General features: G+C 72.6%; 21 protein-coding genes. 11 read left to right on the top strand and 10 right to left on the bottom strand.

Annotated features, from left to right (window positions below):
- Nucleotides 1-159: 159 nt before the first annotated feature.
- Nucleotides 160-333, top strand: coding sequence for a hypothetical protein (locus tag ACZ6ZN_RS26915; RefSeq protein ID WP_398110991.1), 174 nt, complete (start codon nt 160-162; stop codon nt 331-333).
- A 132-nt stretch (nt 334-465) separates the two neighbouring features.
- Here the strand turns inward: ACZ6ZN_RS26915 and ACZ6ZN_RS26910 are convergent, their stop codons facing one another.
- Nucleotides 466-1,980, bottom strand: a complete 1,515-nt coding sequence (locus tag ACZ6ZN_RS26910; RefSeq protein ID WP_469650501.1) for a CehA/McbA family metallohydrolase — start codon at nt 1,978-1,980, stop codon at nt 466-468.
- 200 nt (nt 1,981-2,180) lie between these two features.
- On the opposite strand from ACZ6ZN_RS26910, the gene ACZ6ZN_RS26905 reads away from it, so the two are divergent.
- Nucleotides 2,181-3,029, top strand: coding sequence for an LLM class F420-dependent oxidoreductase (locus ACZ6ZN_RS26905; RefSeq protein WP_469650172.1), 849 nt, complete (start codon nt 2,181-2,183; stop codon nt 3,027-3,029).
- A gap of 286 nt (nt 3,030-3,315) precedes the next feature.
- Complete coding sequence (locus tag ACZ6ZN_RS26900; RefSeq protein ID WP_469650170.1) at nt 3,316-5,901, top strand: bifunctional FO biosynthesis protein CofGH; 2,586 nt, start codon at nt 3,316-3,318, stop codon at nt 5,899-5,901.
- 19 nt (nt 5,902-5,920) lie between these two features.
- Here ACZ6ZN_RS26900 and ACZ6ZN_RS26895 read toward each other — a convergent pair whose 3' ends face one another.
- Together ACZ6ZN_RS26895 and ACZ6ZN_RS26890 are read right to left on the bottom strand one after the other, a co-directional pair.
- Nucleotides 5,921-7,330: a hypothetical protein gene (locus ACZ6ZN_RS26895; RefSeq protein ID WP_469650168.1), complete on the bottom strand. Its 1,410-nt coding sequence runs from the start codon at nt 7,328-7,330 to the stop codon at nt 5,921-5,923.
- Nucleotides 7,331-7,348: 18 nt separating this feature from the next.
- Nucleotides 7,349-7,801: a GtrA family protein gene (locus ACZ6ZN_RS26890; protein ID WP_398110995.1), complete on the bottom strand. Its 453-nt coding sequence runs from the start codon at nt 7,799-7,801 to the stop codon at nt 7,349-7,351.
- A 126-nt stretch (nt 7,802-7,927) separates the two neighbouring features.
- On the opposite strand from ACZ6ZN_RS26890, the gene ACZ6ZN_RS26885 reads away from it, so the two are divergent.
- Nucleotides 7,928-8,926 (top strand): glycosyltransferase family 2 protein, encoded by a 999-nt coding sequence (locus tag ACZ6ZN_RS26885; protein WP_469650166.1) that lies wholly within the window; start codon nt 7,928-7,930, stop codon nt 8,924-8,926.
- Nucleotides 8,927-9,011: 85 nt separating this feature from the next.
- Nucleotides 9,012-9,572: a hypothetical protein gene (locus ACZ6ZN_RS26880; RefSeq protein ID WP_451876677.1), complete on the top strand. Its 561-nt coding sequence runs from the start codon at nt 9,012-9,014 to the stop codon at nt 9,570-9,572.
- On the opposite strand, the gene ACZ6ZN_RS26875 is transcribed toward ACZ6ZN_RS26880, so the two are convergent.
- The 3 genes from ACZ6ZN_RS26875 to ACZ6ZN_RS26865 are packed head-to-tail and all read right to left on the bottom strand — an operon-like array spanning nt 9,565 to nt 11,112.
- On the bottom strand, nt 9,565-10,077 hold the full coding sequence (locus ACZ6ZN_RS26875; protein ID WP_469650164.1) for a DUF2165 domain-containing protein: 513 nt from the start codon (nt 10,075-10,077) through the stop codon (nt 9,565-9,567). The two genes, ACZ6ZN_RS26880 and ACZ6ZN_RS26875, sit on opposite strands and share 8 nt — an antisense overlap.
- Before the next feature lie 43 nt (nt 10,078-10,120).
- Nucleotides 10,121-10,303 (bottom strand): DUF397 domain-containing protein, encoded by a 183-nt coding sequence (locus ACZ6ZN_RS26870; RefSeq protein WP_451876679.1) that lies wholly within the window; start codon nt 10,301-10,303, stop codon nt 10,121-10,123.
- On the bottom strand, nt 10,300-11,112 hold the full coding sequence (locus tag ACZ6ZN_RS26865; RefSeq protein ID WP_469650162.1) for a helix-turn-helix domain-containing protein: 813 nt from the start codon (nt 11,110-11,112) through the stop codon (nt 10,300-10,302). The genes ACZ6ZN_RS26870 and ACZ6ZN_RS26865 overlap by 4 nt, the downstream gene beginning before the upstream one ends.
- A gap of 114 nt (nt 11,113-11,226) precedes the next feature.
- On the opposite strand from ACZ6ZN_RS26865, the gene ACZ6ZN_RS26860 reads away from it, so the two are divergent.
- The 3 genes from ACZ6ZN_RS26860 (at nt 11,227) to ACZ6ZN_RS26850 (ending at nt 13,533) form a co-directional block, all read left to right on the top strand.
- A complete protein-coding gene (locus ACZ6ZN_RS26860; RefSeq protein WP_469650159.1) occupies nt 11,227-11,655 on the top strand; it encodes an ATP-binding protein in 429 nt (142 codons plus the stop codon).
- Nucleotides 11,656-11,664: 9 nt separating this feature from the next.
- Nucleotides 11,665-12,264, top strand: coding sequence for a hypothetical protein (locus ACZ6ZN_RS26855; RefSeq protein ID WP_469650157.1), 600 nt, complete (start codon nt 11,665-11,667; stop codon nt 12,262-12,264).
- 153 nt (nt 12,265-12,417) lie between these two features.
- Nucleotides 12,418-13,533, top strand: coding sequence for an ADP-ribosylglycohydrolase family protein (locus tag ACZ6ZN_RS26850; protein WP_398111003.1), 1,116 nt, complete (start codon nt 12,418-12,420; stop codon nt 13,531-13,533).
- A gap of 37 nt (nt 13,534-13,570) precedes the next feature.
- On the opposite strand, the gene ACZ6ZN_RS26845 is transcribed toward ACZ6ZN_RS26850, so the two are convergent.
- From ACZ6ZN_RS26845 to ACZ6ZN_RS26835, 3 genes are all read right to left on the bottom strand, one after another.
- Nucleotides 13,571-15,142, bottom strand: a complete 1,572-nt coding sequence (locus ACZ6ZN_RS26845) for a sodium:solute symporter family protein (RefSeq protein ID WP_398111004.1) — start codon at nt 15,140-15,142, stop codon at nt 13,571-13,573.
- A gap of 227 nt (nt 15,143-15,369) precedes the next feature.
- Nucleotides 15,370-17,262: an MFS transporter gene (locus ACZ6ZN_RS26840; RefSeq protein WP_469650154.1), complete on the bottom strand. Its 1,893-nt coding sequence runs from the start codon at nt 17,260-17,262 to the stop codon at nt 15,370-15,372.
- Nucleotides 17,263-17,457: 195 nt separating this feature from the next.
- Nucleotides 17,458-20,337: a D-alanyl-D-alanine carboxypeptidase gene (locus ACZ6ZN_RS26835; RefSeq protein WP_469650152.1), complete on the bottom strand. Its 2,880-nt coding sequence runs from the start codon at nt 20,335-20,337 to the stop codon at nt 17,458-17,460.
- 235 nt (nt 20,338-20,572) lie between these two features.
- Here ACZ6ZN_RS26835 and ACZ6ZN_RS26830 point away from each other — a divergent pair, with 235 nt between their 5' ends.
- The 3 genes from ACZ6ZN_RS26830 (at nt 20,573) to ACZ6ZN_RS26820 (ending at nt 22,828) form a co-directional block, all read left to right on the top strand.
- Nucleotides 20,573-21,328, top strand: a complete 756-nt coding sequence (locus ACZ6ZN_RS26830; RefSeq protein ID WP_398111006.1) for a GOLPH3/VPS74 family protein — start codon at nt 20,573-20,575, stop codon at nt 21,326-21,328.
- A gap of 254 nt (nt 21,329-21,582) precedes the next feature.
- Entirely contained in the window at nt 21,583-22,440 is an 858-nt protein-coding gene (locus ACZ6ZN_RS26825; protein ID WP_398111007.1) for a helix-turn-helix domain-containing protein, read from the top strand.
- 196 nt (nt 22,441-22,636) lie between these two features.
- Nucleotides 22,637-22,828, top strand: a complete 192-nt coding sequence (locus ACZ6ZN_RS26820; protein ID WP_010035575.1) for a DUF397 domain-containing protein — start codon at nt 22,637-22,639, stop codon at nt 22,826-22,828.
- 123 nt (nt 22,829-22,951) lie between these two features.
- On the opposite strand, the gene ACZ6ZN_RS26815 is transcribed toward ACZ6ZN_RS26820, so the two are convergent.
- Nucleotides 22,952-23,830 (bottom strand): MerR family transcriptional regulator, encoded by an 879-nt coding sequence (locus ACZ6ZN_RS26815; protein WP_469650149.1) that lies wholly within the window; start codon nt 23,828-23,830, stop codon nt 22,952-22,954.
- Nucleotides 23,831-23,854 lie beyond the last annotated feature (24 nt).

Genomic DNA, 23,854 nt, shown 5'->3' with positions numbered 1-23,854 from the left:
GGTCGATCCGTCGCGTCGGGGGGCAGACGGGTCGCCGCACGGGCCTCGCACCGGCAACCGGGCGAGCCGCCCGGGCGGGCCCGTCCGGTCGTCCTCGGGGGAGTGACCGGCCGGGCCCGCCGACCCCACCGCCTGATCCGTGAAGGGAAGTCGAGGACCATGGGTGACGAGCTGAAGCCGCAGGACCTGCACGCGACCGACGAGCCGCTGGAGACGAAGGACCTGCACGCCACGAACGAGCCGCTGAAGCCGCAGGACCTGCACGCGACCGGCGAGCCGCTGGAGACGAAGGACCTGCACGCCACGTCGGAGCCGTTCAAGCCGACCAAGTAGGCCATTAGACGGGGGAGTTCGGGGGCACCCGGGGGAGACCGGCCGCGGCGGCGCGGAGGGGACGCCGTCGCGGCCGGTCGGTGTGTCCGCCGGACCGCACCGGCCGGCGGTCCCGGCGCGGGCGCCGCGCGCTCACCCGGTGCGGCGGCCCAGGAAGACGGGGTTGGTGAACGCCGCGAGCGGCCCGGGCACCGGGCCCGCGGCCGCCTCGTGCCGCAACTCCGCCCGCACGTACGCCGCGTGAGACGGCGTGGTGCGCCACTCGACCGTGCCCGCGCCGGACACCGGCAGCGGGTCACTGGTGTGCAGCACGCCCTGGTCGGTGACGAAGCGGACCGTGCAGCGCGGGGCGCCGGTGACCTCCAGGCGGACGGTGACCGGGGTGTCCCGGCCGACGCCGAGCCGCTCGCCGATGCCCGCGTGCTCGCCGCGCCCGCCGGACGCGCGGAACGCCAGCGAGACCCGGGCCGACTCGGCGACGTAGGACCGGCCCGCGCGGATGCCCTCCTGGACGGCCTCCCGGGTGAGGTCGTCGGCCAGCACGACCGTCTGCGGGCTGCCCACGGCGTCGGGGGCGCGGTGGGCGTCGCTGCTGCCCATGGCCGGGATCCAGTCGCGTCCGTCCCGCACGGACGCCACCAGCATGCTGTCCCAGTCGGCCAGGGCGACCTCGTCGTCAGGCGTGTAGGGGCCGTTCCACACCTCGACGGCGTCGGCCTCGCCGAAGCCGAACTTCCAGTTGCAGCCGATGCAGGTGGCGTGCGGGTGGGCCGGGACGACCAGGCCGCCGGCCCGCCTGACCTGGCGGGCGAACCGGCCGAAGCGGTTGTCGCGGGCCCGGTAGCGCCAGTCGACGAAGGTGCCGGGGTCGGTGCCGAGCGCGACGACGTGCCCGTTGCGGGTGGTGATCTCCTCGCCCAGCATGACCAGCAGGTCGTCCCCGGCCACGTCGGCCCAGTGGGCGTGCGCGCTGTGGGTGTTGTGCTCCGAGGAGTTGATGAAGTCCAGGCCGGCCGCGCGGGCCAGCTCCCCGATCTCGGCCGGGGTGCGGCGCCCGTCGGAGTGCCAGGAGTGCAGGTGGCAGTCACCGCGGTACCAGGCCCGCCCGCGCCCCACGGCCCGCTCGGGCGGGTACACCGGCCGGACGGTCGCGCCCGGCTCGCCGTACGTCAGCGTCACCGTGATCGCGTACGACAGCCCCTGCGGGGCGACGGTGTAGGGGCCGAGCGCGATGTGCCAGGTGCCCTCGCGCACCGGGCCCGGGAGGTAGCCGGGCGTGGCCTCGTCCGCCCGGATGAAGAACTCGGTGCGCGCCCCGCCCGACCAGCCGCGAAAGCCCCGGCCGCCCAGCTCGGTGCCGCGTTCGTCGAAGACGCCGATGTCGAGGGCGTTGCCCGGGGTGCCGGCCGGGACGGAGGGCCGGTCGTAGGTGTAGGCGACCTTCAGCTCCCGGACCCCGGCCGGGACCTCGACCGGCACGTAGACGAAGTCCGGGGCGCCGGGAGGCAGCGTGCCGCGCACCGTCCTGCTCTCCGGCCGCCCGCCGGCCGCTGAAGCGAAGCTCACGCCTCCCAACGTAAGCGCGGCGGCCGCTCCCGTCACGAACAGGGCCCGCCGGCCGAGTCCGCCCTGCTGGTCCTCGCACATGCTGCTGCTCCCCGGTGTGGTCGGTGACACGGCACGGATGGTGCGGGGGTGGGGCGTGGAACGTCGTGCCCAGTCTTGTACCGAGCCGTGAACCCCGGTGCAAGGCAGGGGGACGGGCGGATGTCACCCGTACGGCCGCCCGTGGCGAATGCCGACCGGTCGGTATGGACACCGTGCCGTCCCTCGGGTACAGATGGGTCATGCGCATCGCCGTGACGATCTTCCTCACCGACGAGACGATCACTCCGACCCGGCTGGCCCGGGAGCTCGAGGAGCGCGGATTCGCCGGTCTGTACCTGCCCGAGCACACCCACATCCCCGTCGAGCGGACCACCCCGTACCCGGCCGGCGGTGAGCTGCCGCGGGAGTACGGGCGCACCCTCGACGCGTTCGTGGCGCTCGGCCAGGCCGCCGCCGTCACCGAGCGGCTGGGTCTCGGCACGGGCATCACGCTCCTCGCCCAGCACGACCCGATCGACCTGGCCAAGCAGATCGCGACCCTGGACCACCTGTCCGGGGGCCGGTTCACCCTCGGGCTCGGCTTCGGCTGGAACGTCGAGGAGGCCGCCGACCACGGCGTGCACTGGAGCAGCCGGCGTGAACTGGTCCGCGACCGGATGGCGTTGATGCGGGCCCTGTGGTCGGAGGAACCGGTCGCGTACGACGGGGAGTTCGGCGGTGTCCGGGCCAGTCACGCGTATCCGAAGCCCGTGCAGAAGCCGCGCGGTCCGGTCGTGGGCCCGCGCACGCTCGTCGGCGGGGCCGCCGGGCCCAAGCTGTTCTCCCACATCAGCGAGTACGCCGACGGCTGGCTGCCGATCGGTGGACGCGGCCTGTCCGAGTCCCTGCCCCGGCTGCGGGCGGCCTGGGCCGAGGCGGGCCGCGACCCCGAGGCCCTCCAGGTCGTCCCCTACGCCGTCCACCCCAGCCCCGGCAAGCTCGCCCACTACGCCGACCTCGGCATCGGCGAAGTCGTGGTCCAGCTGCCTCCGGCGGGGGAGGCGGAGGTGCTGAAGGCGCTGGACCGGTACGGGGTGTTCGTGGGGTAGTCGGGGTCTCGTCCGCCGGGCGGGGGGTGTGCTGCCGAGTGCGGGCGCGTCGTGGCCGGTCGCGCAGTTCCCCGCGCCCCTGAAGGAGGGCCTGCGGCCCCCCTAGGGGGCGCGGGGAACTGCGCGAGAAACCACGGACGGCCCGCACACGCCGACGAACCAGTACGCCCGAGCTGAAACGCGCCCCGCGCCCCTGAAGGCCTGCGACCCCCAGCACGCCCGAGCCGGGACGCGCACGGGGACTCACCGCTGTCACGGCTGATCAGCGCACTCGTATGCTCGAAGGATGACGACTGCCGCGACCTCCGGAACCGGACCCACCGAGAACTCCCTGCGTCGCGCCCTGAAACGGGCCCGGGACGGCGTCTCGCTCGACGTCGCCGAGGCGGCGGTCCTGCTCCAGGCGCGCGGTGAGCACCTGCGGGACCTGTCGGCCTCCGCGGCCCGGGTGCGGGACGCGGGTCTGGAGGCGGCCGGCCGGCCCGGCGTCATCACGTATTCCAAGAGCGTCTTCATCCCCCTGACGCGGCTGTGCCGGGACAAGTGCCACTACTGCACGTTCGTCACCGTCCCCGGCAAGCTGCGCCGCGCCGGGCACGGGATGTTCATGTCCCCGGACGAGGTGCTGGACATCGCCCGCAAGGGCGCGGCCCTCGGCTGCAAGGAAGCCCTCATCACCCTCGGGGACAAGCCCGAGGACCGCTGGCCGGAGGCGCGCGAGTGGCTCGACGCGCACGGCTACGACGACACCCTCGCCTACGTCCGGGCCGTCTCCATCCGCATCCTGGAGGAGACCGGGCTGCTGCCCCACCTGAACCCGGGCGTCCTGAGCTGGTCCGACTTCCAGCGGCTCAAGCCCGTCGCGCCCAGCATGGGCATGATGCTGGAGACCACCGCGACCCGCCTGTGGTCGGAGCCGGGCGGCCCCCACCACGGCTCGCCCGACAAGGAGCCAGCCGTCCGTCTGCGCGTCCTGGAGGACGCCGGGCGTTCCTCCGTCCCCTTCACCTCCGGGCTGCTCATAGGCATCGGCGAGACCTACGAGGAGCGCGCCGAGTCGCTGTTCGCGCTGCGCAAGGTCTCCCGCGCCTACTACGGCGTCCAGGAGCTGATCATCCAGAACTTCCGCGCCAAGCCGGACACCGCGATGCGCGGCATGCCCGACGCGGAACTGGACGAACTGGTCGCCACGGTGGCCGTCGCCCGCCTCCTGATGGGCCCGGGCGGCAACATCCAGGCCCCGCCCAACCTCGTCGACGGCGAGTACGAGCGGCTGATCGCCGCCGGCATCGACGACTGGGGCGGCGTCTCCCCGCTCACCATCGACCACGTCAATCCCGAACGCCCCTGGCCGCAGATCGAGCAACTCGCCGAGAAGTCCCGTGCGGCCGGCTTCGAGCTGCGCGAACGGCTCTGCGTCTACCCGGAGTTCGTGCAGCGCGGCGAGCCCTGGCTGGACCCGCGGGTGCGCCCGCACGTGGCCGCGCTCGCCGACCCGGCAACCGGCCTCGCCCGCCCCGACGCCCTGCCGCAGGGCCTGCCCTGGCAGGAGCCGGAGGAGGTCTTCACCGCCTCGGGCCGCACGGACCTGCACTCCTCGATCGACACCGAGGGCCGCAGCTCCGACCGCCGGGACGACTTCGACGAGGTGTACGGCGACTGGGGCGCCCTGCGCGAGGCCGCCGCCCCGGGCATGGCACCCGAGCGCATCGACACCGACGTACGGCAGGCGCTGCGCACGGCCGCCGACGACCCGACGAAGCTGACCGACGACGAGGCGCTGGCCCTGCTGCACGCGGACGGCCCGGCCCTGGACGCCCTCGCCCGGGTCGCCGACGACGTGCGGAAGTCCGCCGTGGGGGACGACGTCACCTACATCGTCACGCGCAACATCAACTTCACCAACGTCTGCTACACCGGCTGCCGTTTCTGCGCCTTCGCCCAGCGCCGCACCGACGCCGACGCCTACACCCTCTCCCTGGACCAGGTCGCCGACCGGGCCCGGCAGGCGTGGGACGTGGGCGCGGTGGAGGTCTGCATGCAGGGCGGCATCCACCCGGACCTGCCCGGCACGGCCTACTTCGACATCGCGCGGGCCGTGAAGGAACGCGTCCCGGGCATGCACGTGCACGCCTTCTCCCCGATGGAGGTCGTCAACGGCGCGACCCGCACCGGCATGTCGGTCCGCGAGTGGCTGACCGCCGCCAAGGAGGCGGGCCTGGACACCATCCCGGGCACGGCCGCCGAGATCCTCGACGACGAGGTCCGCTGGATCCTCACCAAGGGCAAACTGCCCGCCGCCGACTGGATCGACGTGGTCACGACCGCCCACGAGCTGGGCATCCGCTCGTCCTCCACGATGATGTACGGGCACGTCGACCAGCCCCGCCACTGGCTCGGGCACCTGCGCACCCTCGCGGGCATCCAGCAGCGCACGGGCGGCTTCACCGAGTTCGTCACCCTGCCGTTCGTGCACACCAACGCGCCGGTCTACCTGGCGGGGATCGCCCGGCCGGGCCCGACCATGCGGGACAACCGCGCGGTCACCGCCATGGCCCGGCTGCTGCTGCACCCGTACATCCCCCACATCCAGACCAGCTGGGTGAAGCTCGGCACCGAGGGCGCGGCCGAGATGCTGCGCTCGGGCGCGAACGACCTCGGCGGCACGCTCATGGAGGAGACCATCTCCCGCATGGCGGGCTCCTCGTACGGCTCGTACAAGTCGGTCAAGGACCTGATCGCGGTGGCGGAGGCGGCCGGGCGCCCCGCGCGGCCCCGCACCACCCTGTACGGGGAGGTCCCCGAGGAGCGGCAGCGGGCGGCGGCCGCCTCGGACGGCCACCTGCCGGAGCTGCTCCCGGTGCTGGACTGAGGAGTTGCCCGACGCCCCCCTACGGGCCCTTGGCGTCCGCCGGCTGCTGCTTCGTCAGGGGGCGTCCGGCGGCGGCGCCGGGGTCCGCGGGCCGCGGTGACGGCGTGCCCCGGCCCGCCCAGAGCAGCAGCAGGCCGAGGGTGCCGGCGACGGCGGGCCAGTAGACGTAGCGGAAGTCCGTCGCGGGCATGATCGGCAGGTAGCCGAGGATGTAGGCGGCCGCGCTCACGCCCAGCGCCCGGACCGGCAGCGCGAAGGCGCCCCGGCCGGGCCGGACGGCCAGCACCAGCGCGACGGCCAGCCAGAACCAGCCGCGGAACAGCCAGGGCAGGTCGGCGACCATGCCCCGGACGTAGGAGCCGAGCATGTCCTCCAGGCGGGGGTGCGCCACCTCGATGCCGAGGTCGTTGCGGGTGATGCCCGCCTTGTAGGGGTAGCCGGTCTCGAACAGCAGCGTCGCGAACAGCCGCAGCCGGTACTGGAGGTACTGCGGCAGGTGCCCGGCCATCTCCCGCAGCCACAGGGAGCCGATCTCGTCCGCGTCGCCGCGCAGCCCGTCCGGCGGCCGGTCGTAGCAGGCCCAGTAGGCGTCCGACAGCGCCCCGACGCGCTCGCACTCCCGCGCGGAGGCCACCAGCCGGTCCCGCAGGGCGGGGGAGACGTCCGCCGCCCGCAGCTCGTCCACCCGCAGCACGTGCACGAGGTCGTCGAGCATGATCTGGGCGCCCTGCTCGGTCTGCACCGGCCGGGCGAACAGCGCGATGGCGGCGGCGGGCACGACCAGCGCGGCGGCGAGCGCGGCGGTGCACCGCACCCACGTCCCGCGTCCCGGGCCGCGCCACAGCGCGAGCACCAGCAGGACGAAGACGGGCAGCGCGGCGAGGAAGGCGTTCTTGCGCACGAGCATGGCGTAGGCGAGGAAGAGCACGCCCAGGCAGAGCAGGCCCCGGCGCACGGCGGGACGGACGTCCCGGTCCCGGATCCGCAGTCCCGTGAACGCGACCGCGCACGCGGCGAGCAGGGCCTGGGCCGCGTGGACGTCCTTCCACACCACCCCGGCGAACGTCAGCACGTACGGGGCCAGGCCGATGCCGAGCACGGCGAGCGACGCGCCGCGCCTGCCGGTCAGGTCCCCCACGCACCGGGCCAGCACCCACAGCGCCCCCCACAGCACGAGCGACTGCACGACGAGCATCGCGGTGAAGGTGCCGGTCACCGCGATGAGCGCCCGCCACACCAGGCTCAGCACGGGCGGGTGCCAGTCCGTCAGCGGCTTCCTCCCCTCGGCCTGCCGGAGCTGGTCGAGGCTGTCGGGACTCAGGAAGCCGGGGGCGAAGACCAGGATCGTGGCCAGGCAGCACACGGCGGCGACGGCCGCCAGGACCCAGCCCCAGGTCCGTGTTCGGGCCGTCCATCCCATTTGTCCCATGTGCCGGATGCTAACGGCTCAGGGTGCCACGAAGACGTAGCGCCGGTAGGCGTAGAAGCGGAACAGGGTCGCGAGCACCCAGCCGAGGATGCGGGCCGTGTTGTCGCTGAGCGCGGAGTCGAGGCCGAGCAGGTGCCGGGAGGCGAAGACGGTCCCGGCGGTGATGGCGAGCCCCACGCCGTTGGCGACGAGGAAGAGGACGAGTTCGCGGGTCACCTTGTCGCGGTGCCGGTCGCGGTAGGTCCAGTAGCGGTTCCCGGCCCAGCTGAACAGCGCGGCGGCGCACGTCGCGACGGCCGACGCCTGGACCGGGGAGTCGCCCATCGGGCCGCCGCGCGCGCCGCCCGGCAGCCCGAAGACGAGCAGGGTGTACCCGCCGTTGTCGACGACGAACGCCAGCGCGCCCACGACGCCGAACTTGGCGGCTTCGCGCCAGATGCCCTGCACGGCGTGGCGCACGGAGCTGGTCACAGAGGGAGGAACCGGCACGAAAGGGAGGGTAGCCATCCGGCGTGCCCTCGCTCCGAGGGCTCGCGCATATCGCATCATTTCCTACTATCCGACAGCGCTTCGGCCGAGGAGTGGCGAGGAGTGGGAGTGGTAGTGGAACCGACGATCGCGTGTGTCGTGCCGTGTCACAACGAGGAGGCGGCCGTCGCCAAGGTGGTCCGCGACCTGCGCGCCGCCCTGCCCGAGGCCGTGGTCTACGTGTACGACAACGCCTCCACCGACCGCACGGTCGCGGTCGCCCGGGCGGCGGGCGCGATCGTCCGCGAGGAACCCCGCAAGGGCAAGGGGAACGTCATCCGCCGTGCCTTCGCCGATGTCGACGCGGACGCGCTGCTCATCATCGACGGCGACGACACCTACGACGCCTCCCGCGCCCGGGACCTGGTCGACCTGCTCTTCGAGGGGCCCTACGACCAGGTCGTCGGCGCCCGCCGGGTGACGGTGGACGGGGCGTACCGGGCCGGGCACGCCGTCGGCAACAAGGTGCTCACCGGGGCCGTGCGCTCACTGTTCGGCAACGACGTGACCGACATGCTCAGCGGCTACCGGGTGTTCTCGCGCCGGTTCGTGAAGTCCTTCCCGGCGCTCGCCCGCGAGTTCGAGACCGAGACCGAGATGACCATCCACGCGCTGCACCTGCGCCTGCCCACGGCTGAGGTGCCCGTGGACTACCGGGTCCGGCCCGCGGGCGGCGAGAGCAAGCTGCGCACCTACCGCGACGGCTGGCGCATCCTGCGGGTCATCCTGGACCTCGCGCGCCGCGAACGCCCCTCGCTGGTGCACACCCTCATCGCGGGTGTGCTGGCCCTGGTCTCGGTGATCCTCGGCGTCCCGGTCATCGCCGACTTCGTCGAGACGGGCACCGTGCCCCGCGTCCCGACGGCGATCCTGGCCGCCGCGATCATGACGATCGCCGCGCTGGTGCTGCTGTCCGGCTACATCCTCGAATCGCTCACGCACATGCGCCAGGAGCAGACCCGGCTGGTCCACCTCGCCTACCCGGCCCCCGTCCGCGCGCCGCGCTACACCGCCCGGGGCGCGGGCACCGGCCCGGTCCCCGCGCGCAAGACGGCCGACGGGCCCTGAGGCCGCAGGGGAGCGGCCCGCGCGCAGTACGATGATCGGAACCCCGGTGCTGTGCGGGGTCCCGTGACTGAGGAGATGCGTGCCGGTGCCTGCCCGAATCCCTTCGTGGGCCTGGGTGACCGGGCTGACCGTGGGAGCGATAGCCGCGGTGACGGTCCTGGGCGTGCAGGCGGACCGCGGCCCGCACCCCACCGCGTCCGCGGCGAAGCCGAGCACCCCGGCGACCGCGCGGCCCACGCCCACGCCCACGGCGAAGGAGCCGGCGAAGGTGCCGGACGGCTCCGGCACCGGCCGGCGCATCGTGTACTCCCTCGGCGAGAAGCGGGTCTGGCTGGTCGACGCGAGCGACGCCGCGCGGCGCACCTTCACCGTCTGGCCGGGGACGGTCGATCCCGACCCCGGCACCTACACGATCTCCTCCCGCAACCGCGCGACGACCGGTTCGGACGGCGTCGAGATCGAGCACATCCTCTACTTCACGGCGAAGTCCGGGGTGTCCGTCGCCTTCTCCAACGCGGTCGACGGGGCCTCGCCGCCGCCGGCCGCCTCCGGCACGCGGACGGGTGGCGTGCGGATGAAGAAGGCGGACGGCACGGCCCTGTGGACGTTCGGCACGGTCGGCACGACCGTGGCCGTGGTCAAGTAGCGGACGGCTCCGCCCGCGGTGCCGTCATCTGGTTGACGATCAGCACGATCCCGCTGAACAGGAAGATCCGGGTCGCGGCGTCCAGCCCGTTCCAGGTCTTCGACTGCCACATCGAGAACCACTCGCCGCCGACGGCGATGAACCCGACCCCGAACAGCAGCATCACCATCAGCAGCCCGTACGTCGACGTCCGCCGGGCCGCCACCGCGTCGCGCCGGGCCCACAGCCACGTCCCGTATATGAGGACGAGCGCCGCGACGGACTCCCAGGCGATGATCGCGACGTAGGCGGCGTCCTGGAGCGTGGTACTGGTGACGGCCCGCCACATCAGGTCCTCGTCCTTGAACGTGGTGTCCATGGCCAGTACATGGCGGACGAACTGCTGATTGGTCCCGAAGTCGGTGATGTTCCCGAAGGCGACGAGAGCCATGTAGAGGGCGACGGTGGCGGTCAGGAGCGTGGCGGCAAGTGACAGTCCGCCGCGTGGAGTTGATGAGGTGGCCATGGCGATCATTCTCCCCGCACGAGCCGCCGGTGTCTCCGTGGGTTCAGCGTCCCGCGGCGAACGTGAGGAAGGCCGACCAGGCGTCGTCCCCGAACGCCAGCCGGGCGCCGTCCACGTCCTTGGAGTCCCGCACGTGCACGGCCGGGCGGGCCAGGGCTATCTCCACGCAGTCGGGGCCGTCGTTGCTGCTGTAGCTGCTCTTGAACCAGTGCAGTTCGGTGGTCACGTCGCATCTCCCAGAACTTTTTCGATGAAGGCCAGGGACTCCTGAGGCGAGAGGGCCTGGGCCCGGATCATTCCATAGCGCATGTCGAGGATCTGGGCGTCCTTCGGGTCGCTGATCACGCGGTTGTGCAACTGGGCCTCGAAGTGACCCAGCGTCTTGCCCTCCGGGAGCTTCAGCACCCGGAACGGGCCTGCCATGCCCGCGTGGTCCTCCTGATCGGTCGGCATGACCTGGATCGACACGTGCCGCAACGCGGCGATTTCCAGCAGGTGTTCGAGCTGCCGGCGGAGCACCATTCTGCCGCCGACGGGCCGCCGCAACGTCGTCTCTTCCTGGACAAAGGTGATGAGCGGACGTGGCACGCGGTCGAACACCGCCTTGCGTGCCATGCGGGCCGCGACGTGCCGCTCGATCTCGTCCTCCGTGAAGGCCGGCCGGCGCATGGCGTACAGCGCCTGGGCGTACTCGGGGGTCTGGAGAAGCCCGTGGATCTGGTGGTTGTCGTACGCACCGAGCTCGACGGCCTCGTCCTCCAGCTTCGCCAGGTCGCGGACCTTCTTGGGGTAACGCGCCCTCTCGACGTCCTCCTTCATCGCCGCGAGCTTGCCGCCCGCGGCGAGGGCCTCGTCCGCCCGGTCGAGGAAGTCCGGCTTCGGTACGCGCCGGGCCCGCTCCACCGACGAGACCATCTCCTCGCCGTAGCCGATGGCCGAGCCCAGCTCCGCCTGCTTCAGCCCGGCGGCCTCGCGCCACATCTTGATCTGCCGCCCGACCGCCCTGAGCACGGCCGCCGCTTCCTCGTCCTCCACGCGTTCCCCTCCTGGCGTACGAGCCGTACGACCCCGGGAAGCGCCCGGACAGTCACGCTCCGTACCGACGTCGTAGCTGTTCAGCGTAGGGACCGTGCGGCCACTGTGGGTGACATGAGCCAGAGATTCACCGTGGAGGTTCCCGTCCCCACCCGGCAGTTCGCGGTGCGGCTGTCCGCCACCCGCAGGGGCGCGCGCCTGGCCCGGCTGCTCACCGAGCGCCAACTCGACGACTGGGGCGAGCCGTACGAGGCCGCGGCCCAGGTGGTGGCGGAACTGGCGTCCAACGCCGTGCTGCACGGGCGTGTACCGGGCAGGGACTTCCGGCTGGTGCTGGAACTGCGGCCCGGCCGCACGCTCCGCGTCGAGGTCACCGACGCCCGGGGCGACCGGGTGCCGCACCTCCCCGACCCGGTGGAGGGGGACGCGGAAGGGGGCCGCGGCATGACCATCGTGGCGGCGTACGCCAGCCGTTGGGGTGTGCGCGGGGAGCCGGCCGGAGCGAAGACGGTGTGGGCCGAACTCGCGCTCGGACCTGGCTAGGGTGTCCGGATGGACGTGGGGGCGGTCTTGATAGCCGTGGCCGGTGTGGCGGGGACGCTGGGGGGAGCGCTGCTCACCCAGCGGGGTGCCGACAAGGCCAAGCGGCGCGAGCTGGAGATGAGCCAGGCGCTCCAGGAGGAGCGCGCGAACCGGGAGCTGCGGCGCCGCTGCTACACGGAACTGCACCGCGACGCACGGCAGTTCTGCACGGCGCTCAGCCGGCACCTGTACGTCATGCGGGACCGCACGGCCGGCGACGAGGACGTCCAGGTGCTGGAGGCCGCCAAGGACACCTACCGCGACCGCTGGTCCGAGGCGCTGATGATCGCGCCGGACGCGGTGGTCGAGCCGGCGCGTGCGGTCAACGGTGCGCTGAACGGGGTCTACGGGCAGGTCAAGCGGCTGGAGCAGGGGAACCCGCGGCCGGGCGAGACACTGCGGTCGGCCGCCGAGGCGCAGCACGCCGTGTGGACGCTGATCGCCGCGGCGAGGGAGGCGATGCGCCGCGATCTCGGCATCACCACCGAGTCCGACGAGCCACCTGCCTACTCCACCGACGCCCACACCTTCTTCCACGACTTCTCACACCCGGGTCACGACCCGTCCTGACCCGGGGCCGGGAGGGGACCCGGTACGGCCGATATCCGGCCACTCCGGTCCCTCCCGGCACTTCTCCCATACCGTTGCGGCCCTCAGCCCGCCGTTCCCGTTCGATTACAGTGCTCAGCGTCGTACGTGTGGACGGTGCCCTGGGAGGTCGAGGTGGGTGCGACTGCCGGGGCCGTCTGGGGCCGTGCGGAACAGCAGGACTTCCGCAGCCGGGTGCGCGGGACGCTGCTCGGCGTGGCCGTGGGCGACGCCCTCGGCGCACCGGTCGACGGTCTGGGCATCGAGCAGATCCGGGAGGCGCACGGCGCGGAGGGGCTGCTCGACCTCGCCCCCGCCTACGGCCGGCGCGGCGCCGTCACGCACCTGACGCAGCTCACCCTGTTCTCCGTCGACGGGCTGATCCGCGCCCAGGTGCGGCGCGACACCGGCGCCTGGCACCCGCCGACCGACCTGCACCGGGCGTATCTGCGCTGGGCGGCCACCCAGCGGGACTGGGGGCCCGACGAGCGCCGCAAGGACGACGGGTGGCTGGCCCGCGAGGAGTGGCTGTACGCCCGGCGCAACCCCGGCCGGGCCCTGCTGCTGGGGCTCGGGGACGAGACGATGGGCACCCCGGAGGCACCCAAGAACCCCGGGGAGACCGGGCCGGAGGCCGCCGCGCGGTCCGCGCCGTTCGGGCTGCTCGTCGGCTGGGAGCCGCAGCTCGTCGCCCAGCTCGCCCTGGAGTGCGCCGCGCAGACCCACGGCTCCCCGGCGGCCTGCCTGGCCGCGAGCGCCTACGCCCTGCTCGTGCACGGGCTGGCCCGCGGGGAGAGCCTCGACACGGCGGTGCAGCGCACCCTCGCCCTGCTGGCCTCCCGCCCGGGGCACGCACCGGTGTCCGACGCGCTTCAGCAGGCGCTCGGCGCGGTCCGCCAGGGCATGCCGGGGCCGGAGCGCGTGGCCGAACTGAGCGGGCCCGGGACGGCGGAGGGTCTGGTCGGGGCCGCCGTGTACTGCGCGCTCGTCGCCGCCGACGTCCGGCACGGGCTGTGCCTGGCCGTGAACCAGGACGGCCCGTCCGCCGCCACCGCCGCGCTGGCCGGCGGCCTGCTCGGCGCCCTGCACGGGGAGACGGCCCTCCCGCCGGCCTGGCTGGCCGAGCTGGAGGGCCGTCCCACGATCCTGGAGCTGGCCGACGACTTCGCCATGGAGATGACCCAGGGGCCCGCCCTGCACGGTCCCGGCGGCTCCTCCCCGGGATGGCTCGCCCGCTACCCGCGGGCGTGAGCGCGCCGCCGGACGAGGGGGGACCGGTCCCCGTCCGTCATTCCCGGACCGTCGTGCGGACCGCCTCGTCCACCGGACCGGCCGGAGCCGGCACCGCGGCCGTCGCCGCTCCGTCCCCGTCGGTGTTGATCTTCTCGATGATCGCCAGGCGTTCGGGGGTGTCCTCGGGCTTGAGGTAGCCGATCAGGACGTACAGGACCAGGGACACCGCGAGCGGGATCGACACCTGGTACTGGAGCGGCACACCGCCCTCGACGTTCCAGTTGATCGGGTAGTTCACCAGCCAGAAGGCGAGCAGGCCCATCGACCAGCTGACCAGTGCCGCGGTCGGGCCGGAGCGGCGGAACGCCCGCAGCAGGCCGAGCATCATCGGGATCGCCATGGGGCCCATCAGGCCGGCCACCCACTTGATGACGACGGTGATGATGTCCTTGAACGCGGGGGAGTTGACCTGGGTGGCCGCCGCCATCGAGAGCCCGAGGAAGACGACCGTGGCGACCCGGGCGACCCGCAGCCCCTGGCTCGGGTTCCAGGACCGGGCCCGGGCCCAGATCACAGGGGCGCAGTCCCGGGTGAACACGGCCGCGATGGCGTTGGCGTCCGAGGAGCACATGGCCATCGTGTGGGAGAAGAACCCCACGATGACCAGGCCCAGCAGGCCGTGCGGCAGGAGCTGCTCGGTCATCAGCGCGTACGAGTCCGAGCCGTCCGCCTTCTGCGACTCGACCAGCAGCGGCGACATCCACATGGGGAAGAACAGCACGAGCGGCCAGACCAGCCACAGGATCGCCGACAGCCGGGCGGACCGCTCGGCCTGCTTGGCGTTCGGCGTGGCCATGTAGCGCTGGGCCTGGTTGAGCATGCCGCCGTTGTACTCGAACAACTTGATGAAGAGGAACGCCAGCAGGAACACCGTGCCGTACGGGCCGACCAGTGGCTTCTCGTGCCCCTGGAGCTCGGGGGAGTCCCAGACGCCGAAGAAGCCGCCGTGGTCGTCGAGCCGGACGACGACCGCGACGAACATCGCGACGCCCGCCAGCAGCTGGATGACGAACTGGCCGAGTTCGGTCAGCGCGTCCGCCCACAGGCCGCCGATCGTGCAGTAGATCGCCGTGATGCCGCCGGTGATCAGGATGCCCTGGTTGAGCGAGATGCCGGTGAAGACGGACAGCAGCGTCGCGATCGCCGCCCATTTCGCGCCCACGTCCACGATCTTCAGCAGCATCCCGGACCAGGCCAGCGCCTGCTGCGTCTTCAGGTCGTAGCGGTTCTTCAGGTACTCCAGCGGGGAGGCCACGTGGAGCCGGGAGCGCAGCCGGTTGATGCGCGGCGCGAAGAGCTTGGAGCCGATGGCGATGCCGAGGGCGATGGGGAAGGACCAGGTGACGAAGGACGTGACGCCGTAGGTGTAGGCGATGCCCGCGTACCCGGTGAACATCACCGCGCTGTAGCCCGACATGTGGTGCGAGATGCCGGACAGCCACCACGGCATCTTGCCGCCGGCCGTGAAGAAGTCGCTGACGTCGTCCACGCGTTTGTGCGACCAGACGCCGATCGCGACCATCACGGCGAAATAGCCGATGAGCACGGCCCAGTCGAGACCGTTCATGAGTCCCCTTCCACGGTGCTGCCGCCACAGTCAGGCATGTGAACTCTGGGTTCGGTGACGTGCGCACGGCAAGCAAGCGGAAGGTCAAGAGACGGCAAAATTGTTCGGCAAGGTGACCTGCGTTCATCTACATGAACAAAGTCGGGTGTCTGCGGCCCGATGCACGACACCCCCGGCCTGCGTCGGGCAGGCCGGGGGTGCCGGGGGTCGGACGGGATCCGCGGAGGTCAGCGCAGTTCCTCCGGGCAGGGTGTCCCGCGCGGGAACTGGTACGGCGCCGCCAGGCGGTACGTGCCCGCCTTCGGCGCGAGCAGCTCCGTCCACTTGTCGCCCTGCGCGTCCTCCTCCGTCTCCGCCAGGCAGCCGTTGACGTTGACGTACGTCTTCGGCTCGCCCTCGGGACGGTTCTCGGAGGCCTCCGTCTCCTGCGGCGGCTTCAGGCTCTTGCCCTCGGCGTCGACGATGCTCAGCCACGGGGAGTACGGCACACGCACCAGGATGCGGCCCGGCTTCTTCACCTGAAGCACCATCTCGCCCTGCTCGGCCCGGTCGACCACCGCGTTCGGCTCGGCCAGCGGCGTGGGCTCGGTCACCTCGAACAGCTGCCAGTTGGCGTCGCCCCAGATCTGGTTCAGATAGGGCAGACCGCGCTGCACCAGAGCGCGCTCGCGCTCCCCGCCGTCGCCGTCCGGCTCGTCCTTCGGCAGCACCACGTAGTGGACCGCCCAGCGCTTGAGCCACTCGTGGTAGTTCGCCGAGTTGAGGGTGTCGTCGTAGAAGAGCGGGTTGCGCTCCATGTCGGCCTGGCGGTTCCAGCCCCGGGCCAGGTTGACGTACGGGGCCAGGGCCGAGGCTTCGCGGTGCGACCGGGCGGGCACGACCTCGACCCGGCCCTTCTCCGCGCCGACCTCCTGCAACTCGTTCACCAGCGGCGCCAGCTCACGCGACCAGGAGGCCGCCGGTGCCGTGTGCACGATGTCGTCGACCGTCTTGAAGCCGATCCACACGCCGAAGCCGACGAGGGCGACCACGGCCGCGTACCACCTGCGGCTGCGCGGCACCGTGAACGGCAGCGCGGCGACCAGCGCCACACCGGCGAACAGCATGGCCAGCCGCGTGATGTTGGAGCCGATCTGCGAGCTGATCAGCCACACCAGCACGACCCCCAGGCCGTACACCGCCGCCGTCAGCCGGACCGTCTTCCAGTCCCGCGGCACCAGCACGAGGACCAGCACCGAGAACGCCAGCGGCAGCAGCACCGAACCGAAGATCATCGGCTGCGTCCCCGAGAACGGGAACAGCCACGCGGACAGCGCCACCACCACGCTCGGCGCCAGCCCCAGCGCCCAGGCGCCGGGCCGCCGCTTCTGGAGGAACAGCGCCACCGCCACCAGTCCCACGAACAGGCCCGCGACCGGGGACGCCATCGTCGCCAGCGCCGCCAGGGGCGCCGCGCACAGGGCCTTCGCCCAGCGCCGGTACCGCCACCGGTGCGGCCAGCAGAACACGACCGCGACCGCGCCGAGCGCGAACATCATGCCCAGGCCGAAGGTGACCCGGCCGGACACGGCGTTGCAGAACAGCCCGAACACACCCGCCAGCGACGCCCACAGCGGGTTGCGGACCGAACGGGAGCGCAGCAGCAGCAGCGTCAGCAGACCGGCCGACACCGTCCCCGCGATCATCATCGTCGTCCGGACGCCGAGCACCGACATCAGGTACGGCGACACCACGCTGTACGACACCGGGTGCATGCCGCCGTACCAGGCGAGGTTGTACGCCGAGTCCGGGTGCCGGCCGACGAACTCCGCCCAGGCGTCCTGCGCGGCGAGATCGCCACCACTGTTCGCGAACGTGAAGAACCAGACGACGTGCAGCACCGCGGCCAGGCCCGTGATCGACAGGACCGGGTGACGCAGCATGCGGGCGCGCACGGCCCGCACCACGGGAGGCAGCCCGGCCCCGCCGTCAGCACCGTCAGTGCCCTGCGTGCCCTCAGCGCCGGCCGCTGCCGCGTCCTGCGGCGGCGCGCCCTCCGGTTCTGCGGGCAGGCCTATTCGCGGGCCGGATACCGGGCCCGGATCGGCGTCGTCTGCGCGTGTCGGCTCCGCAGTGGCCACTCGAAGGCACTCCCCGTGTCCCGTCTTCTGTTCTCGCCCGATGCTCCCCGGCCGTGAACCGTTCGTCCCCCGGTCCGCCGCATGCCGCCGGGCACGGCGACCTGCCCCGTTTCGTGACGCTAGCACGCACCCCGCCGGGCAGGGCCCGGACGGGCCCCCACCGGCGGGGTGCGGTGCGCGGGCGGCGGCCCGCGCTCAGGCGATGCGCGTCAGCTTGTCCGCGAAGCCCGGCTCGACCAGATCCTTCTGAAGGGCCACCGGGACCTTCACGGCGCCGCTGGACCCGTCGCCGACGGTGAGCGTGCCCACCTTCGTGCCGGCCTTCGCCTGGTGCGGCAGCTCGTCCGCGGCGAACGTCAGCTTGACCGACAGCCCAGCCCAGCCGACGGCCGTGACGTCCTTCGTGACGACGACCGGCGTGCGTCCGCCGAGCCCGTCGTCGGCGTACCCGACGACCTCGCCCTTCTTCAGGATCGTCGCCGACTCCAGCGCGCCCTGCGCGGCCCGGATCAGCTTGTCGCCCTCGTGCAGGGCGGCGCCGAGGATGGTGTTGTCCGGGCCGCCGGCCGGCTGGCGCACGACCGCGCCGATGATCCGCCGCGTCTCGCCGTTCACGTCCTTCTTGGCGGAGAACACGAGGTTGCCGAGCGCGGAGGTGGTCGTGCCGGTCTTGATGCCGGTCACGTCGTTGTAACCGACCAGGCGGTTCCAGTTGTCGTGCTTGACGCCCTTGTAGTCGACGTACGACATCATCGCCGCGACCTCGCGGAACGCCGGCTGCTGCATGGCGGCCTTGGCGAGCTTCACCTGGTCCACGGCCGTGGAGACGGTGGTGTTGTTCAGGCCCGACGGGTCGGTGTACGTCGAGTTCTTCATGCCGAGGTCCTCGGCGGCGTCGTTCATCTTGCCCACGAACGCCTTCTCCGACCCCGCGTCCCAGCGGGCCAGCAGCCGCGCCACGTTGTTCGCGGACGCGATCAGGATGCCCTCCAGGGCCTCCCGCTGACTGATCTTGTCGCCCGCGGTGACGTCGACGGTGGACTCCTGGCCGGCGTCCGACTGGTCCTCGGCGGCCTGGTCGATGCCGATCTTCGGGCCGTCCTCGCCGCTCTTGAGCGGGTGGTCGCGCAGGATGACGTAGGCGGTCATGACCTTGGCGACGCTGGCGATCGGCACGGGCCGCTGCTCGCCGGAGGAGCCGAAGGTGCCGATGCCCTGGACGTCCAGCGCGGCCTGGCCGTCGGCCGGCCAGGGGATGTCGACCTTGCCGCCCTCGAACGTGTAGCTGTCCTTCGCGGTGAGGTCGAGGGTGGGCGACGGCAGCGGCCGCAGGTTCTGCGCGACCGCGAAGACGATCAGCAGCAGCAGCGCGATCGGCGTCCAGATCTTCACCCGCCGCACGGCCGTGCGCAGCGGGGTCTCCGGGGGCGGCGGGGTGTTCGTCAGCTCGGCCAGCAGGTCCAGCGGCGGCTTGGGCGGCAGCGGCTGCTGCGTGGTCCGCTCGGGCCCGACGACGGGCACGGCGGCGGTGGCCTCGGCGGGGGAGGTCGTGCGCCCGGGAGCGCCCTTCCCCGGGGCGGCCGGCGCCTTCTGCTCCGGCGCCTTCTGCCCCGGGGCCTTCTGCTCCGGGGTCGACGGCGGCTTGCGCGTCGCGGGGTCGTCCAGCGGCTTGAGGGCGACGAACGTGCTGGTCCGCTCGGCGTCCTTCTCCGCGTCCTTCTCGGCGGCGCCACCGGCGGTGCCCTTCGGGGCGTCCTTCGGAGCGCCCTTCGGAGCGTTCTCGGGGGTGGCGTCGGCGGGGCCCTTGCGGGTGTCCTCGGGTGCGGTGCCGGGTGCGGCCCTGCGGTCGCTCCTCGGGGCGTCCTTGGCGGCGTCGCCGAGCTTCAGCATCGTGGTGGCCTGGTCGACCGGGGGCCGCACGGCCTTGAACACGGCGGTGGGCTGGTCGACGTGCGGCGCGGCGGGCTTCGCGGACTTCCCGTCGCTGTCGCTGTCGCCGTCGCCCTCGGCGCTGTCCTTGCCGGTGTCCTTGGAGGCCGTGCCTCCGGTGCCCCCGGCGACGGGCTTGCCGTCGGTCCGGAAGACGGCGGTCGGCCGGTCGACGTGCGGCGCGGCCGGCTTCCCGTCGCTGTCGCCGCCGTCGCCCTCGGTGCTGTCCTTGGCGTCGTCCTTGCCCGTGTCCTTGGAGGCTGTGTCGCCGGTGCCCCCGGCGACGGGCTTGCCGTCGGTCCGGAAGACGGCGGTGGGCCGGTCGGCGTGCGGCGCGGCGGACTCGTCGCCGTCGCGACCCTTGCCGGTCCCACCGGCGTCCGTGGCGTCGGCAGGGTCCTCGTCGGTGGTGGTGTCGGCGTCGGCGGTGGCGTCCGAGGCCGCGTCCCTCTTCGCGGCGGGGGCCTCGGTGGCGGACCCGGCGGAACGGTCCGCCTCCGGCTCACCGTCCTCGTCGCCCCGGGCGTCGTCGGACCCCGGCTTCCGGTCGGGCTCGCCGTCCTCGCCGTCCTGGTCGGCCGTGGCCACCCACGCGGCGACGGCCTCCCTGAGCCGCCCGTCACGGTCGGAGGCGTCCTCGTCCCGCCCGGCGGCACCGGCGTCGTCGCTTCCCTCGCCGGAAGCCTCGGCCGACGGGACGTCCTCGTCACCGGCGCCGCCACCCCGGGTGTCACCCGGCTCGGCGTCCGCCCCCGAGTCACCCTCGGCGCGCTCCGCCTCCCGCGTGCCGGCGTCGCTCCCGGCCTGCTCGGCGCTCGCGGTCGTGTCGGCCGTGGCGGCCGTGGCGGCCGCGTCAGTCGTGCCGGTCGTGTCGGTCGCGTCCGGCTCGGCGTCCGTACGCTCCGGCTCCGCCTCGGCGGACGCGGCCTTCGCGTCCCCGTCCGCGGGGACGGACAGGACGCGCGTCGCCGTGTCGACGCCACCGCGCCCCCCGGAGGAAGTCTTCGAACTCTTCGCGTCCCGGGCCACCGCGAGCCGCGGATCGGCGGACTCGCTCCTGGCCCCGGGAACCGGACCCGCGCTCCCCGACGTCGGTTCTGCCGACGACTCGCGCTGCTTCGACCTGTCGGGGGACTCGCCCGCCACCGATGCCTCCTCCTCGCGCCGCACCACCCGCGAACGCGTACCGAACCTCTACCGCCGCCCTGACCCCGCACACCGGCGCTGTCCGAACCATGTACCAGTGTCCTGTGCGCGGACCAGATCCATCCGGTAGACGAGAACGACATACCTACTGGTTCCACTACGAACCGGTCACGCACCCTCGACAGACCAATGTGAGAGGGGTCACCCTGTCTTTCATCCACGCGGGGAGGCATGGATGGGCAGGAGCCGCAGAACACTTCCGGAGGAGCTTCTGCTGCTGGCGTTGGACCCGGCCACGGGTACCACTGCACAGCCGCAGTCGCTCGACCTGGGTCTGGCCGGAGCACAGCTAGTGGAGCTGGCGCTGGCCGGACGGATAGCCCCGGACGGGGATCGTATCGCCGTGGTGGCACCACGGCCGACCGGAGATCCGACACTGGACTGCGCGTTGGAGTTGCTGCGAAGGCGTGGCGCTCCCGTGCGTGCCGTCCACTGGATCGGCGGACCCCGACTGGGGCTCCGCCAGACCTACCTCTCGCATCTGGAGCGGTGCGGCATGGTGCATGCCGTGGCGGGCCAGATGTGCGGAGTGCTGCCGACGACTCGCTACCAGGCGACGGACACCGAGATCAGCCGGGAGATCAGGGCCCGGCTGGACTCCGCGATCCGCACCGGCGTACCGCCGGACCCGCGGACCGCGGCGCTCGCCGCACTGGCCCACGCGGTCGGACTGGGCAAGCACCTGTACCCGGGCAACGAGGGACGCTCCTCTCGCTCCCGGCTCAGGGACCTGATCAGGCACGACCCCATGGGCGGCCTCGTCGCGCACGCCGTGATGGACGTCCAGAACGGCGTGGGGGCACAGCCACGCCGCAACCCGGCCCCGCCCGGCCGCCAGGCCGCCGGCGGACCCGGGCCCGCACCGGAACCGGCCCGGGGTGTTCCGATGCAGCCGCGCCACGGAAGCATGGCGCGCGCCGCGGTCCACTGACCGTCCGCGACCCGAACCGCCCGACGACCGGAACACCTCACGGGACCCCACGAGCCCGGTCACGGGAGCCGCTGTCCGAGCGGGGTGGCGAGAGCCGGCGCTCTCGCCACCCCGCTCGGGCGTGCCGTGCCGCGTCGGACTGGCGTGTACCCGTCGCACATCCACCGTTTCCCAGCGGTGGCGAGCACCTTGGTGGCAGTCTGCTCAACAGCAGATACGCAAAGTAGAGGCACGCAGCCGGAGGTGCACGTCCCGTGGCGTCCAATGTCAATCCCACCGTCAGGAGGCGCCGGCTCGGCCAGGAGCTCCGCAGGCTCCGGGAGCTCAAGGGCATGACGGCCGAAGAGGTCGCCGAGCGACTGCTGGTGTCCCAGTCGAAGATCAGCCGGCTGGAGAACGGGCGGCGCAGCATCAGCCAGCGCGACGTGCGCGACCTGTGCGGGGTCTACGAGGTCGAGGACCAGCGCATCGTCGAGTCGCTGATGCAGATGGCCAAGGACTCGCGCCAGCAGGGCTGGTGGCACGCGTTCGGGGACATCCCGTACAGCGTCTACATCGGCCTGGAGACGGACGCCGAGTCGCTCCGGGTCTACGAACCCCAGATCATCACGGGCCTGTTGCAGACCCGCGCGTACGCCGAGGCCATCATCCGGGGCGGGTCGCCCGAGGCGTCGGACGCGGACCACGACAAGCGCGTCGAGGTCCGGCTGCGCCGGCAGGGACGTATCACCGCCGAGACGGAGCCGCTGCGGCTGTGGGTGGTGCTGGACGAGGCGTCCCTGCACCGGGTCGTCGGCAGCCGCCCGGTGATGCGCGAACAGCTGGAGCACCTCATCGAGATGTCGCAGCTGCCCCACATCACCGTGCAGGTCCTGCCGTTCGAGGTCGGCGCCCACGCGGGCATCAACGGCCAGTACTCCATCCTGGAGTTCGCCGACGCGGCCGACTCCAGCGTCGTCTACATCGAGGGCGTCACCAGCGACCTGTACCTGGAGAAGCCGCTCGACGTGCAGAAGTACACGGTGATGTACGAGCACCTGCGCGCCCAGGCCCTGAACGTGGACCAGTCCCGGCAGCTCATCGAGCGTCTGGCCAAGGACTACGCGCGCTGAGCGGCACCGGAGGACGACCGTCCGCCGGACGGGCCGCCGGATGCTACACCTCTGACACGGCCGACTGGAAGTCTCCACTGGAATATGCCATCCGGTCGAGTGAATGGCTGCGCCGAACGATGAGGCGGGCGAGTAGCGTCGATCACGCCAACCACCAGCACGGGTTGGCGTAAACGCAACTGGCTACGGAGCGATCATGGCTATTCGTCTGGGCGCCACGGAAACGTGGACGACGTCCTCCTACACCAACAACAACGGCGCCTGCGTGATGGTCAGGTCGACCGTCGAAGAGGCCCTGGAGCTCGGGGACACCAAGATCCCCGAGGGCCCCAAGCTGGCGTTCCCCGCCGACGCGTGGAGCGCCTTCGTGGCGTCGGTCAAGGCCTGAGCCGCGGCACGACAACAGCACAAGCACCACCGATCGGGCCCTCTCGACCAGTATCGCCGTCCTAGCCGAGAGGGCTCCGCTTGTGCCCGCGGGCGACGGGAAGTCCGGAGAACCGGAGATCCCTCAGCGCACCGGGAACGCCACGTCGCACACCAGGTCCTCGGGCCCTGCCGCCGTCCAGTCCGCGAAGTACAGCTCCCGGCACGGACCGGCCGGGGCGAGTCCCCGCGCCGCGATCCACTCCTCCACCGCCTCGAAGGCGGCCAGGATCTGCGGGTGCGCCACCTGCGCCTTGGTGATCCTGGTGTACGCCAGCCGCCCGGCGGGCTCCACCCGTACCGCCGTCTCCCAGGTCCGCCCGTGCCGCTCGGCCCACCGGCGGGCGGCCGCCTCGTCGGCGACCGGTACGCACGCCTCGGCCGGGCCGTCGCTCTCCATGGACACCTCGGCGTGGTAGGCGACGTACGGCACGCCCGTCACGCCTCCGCACTCCCGGGCCGCCTCCTCCAGGCGGCCCAGCGCCGCACCGATCCACGCCGGCAGCTCGTCCGCCAGCGTGTGCCGCTTCTCGGTGATCACCACCTGGGCCGGCACGTCCACCGTCTCCACCGCGAACTTCCCGTCCATACCGGGATTCCTTCCCGACAGCCGTCCACGGAGGTACGCGGCGAGCGTCCGCTGACCGGCGCGTCGCGCCTCGACGTCCGCCCAGTAGGCACCGAGCAGGTCCGCCGCCGCGGGGCCGCCGCCCGTCGCGAGCACCTCGGCGATCCGGGCGAGCGGCATGTCCAGCTGCCGCAGCATCGCCACCAGCCGGGCCTGTTCGACCTGCCCGGCCCGGTAGTAGCGGTAGCCGGTGACCTCGTCCACGTGCGCCGGGGACAGCAGGCCCAGCCGGTCGTACAGCCGCAGGGCCTTGGGCGACAGCCGGGCCCGCGCGGCGAACGCGCCGATGGTCAGCAGCTCCCCGTCCGGTACGTCCACGACCGCATCCTCCGTCATCGGGCGGCCGTTCCGCCCGACGAG

The sequence above is a fragment of the Streptomyces sp. NPDC053665 genome, from assembly GCF_055585285.1.
The sequence above is the reverse complement of the archived record's forward strand: the minus strand, read 5'-3'. Positions and strand labels throughout refer to the sequence as shown.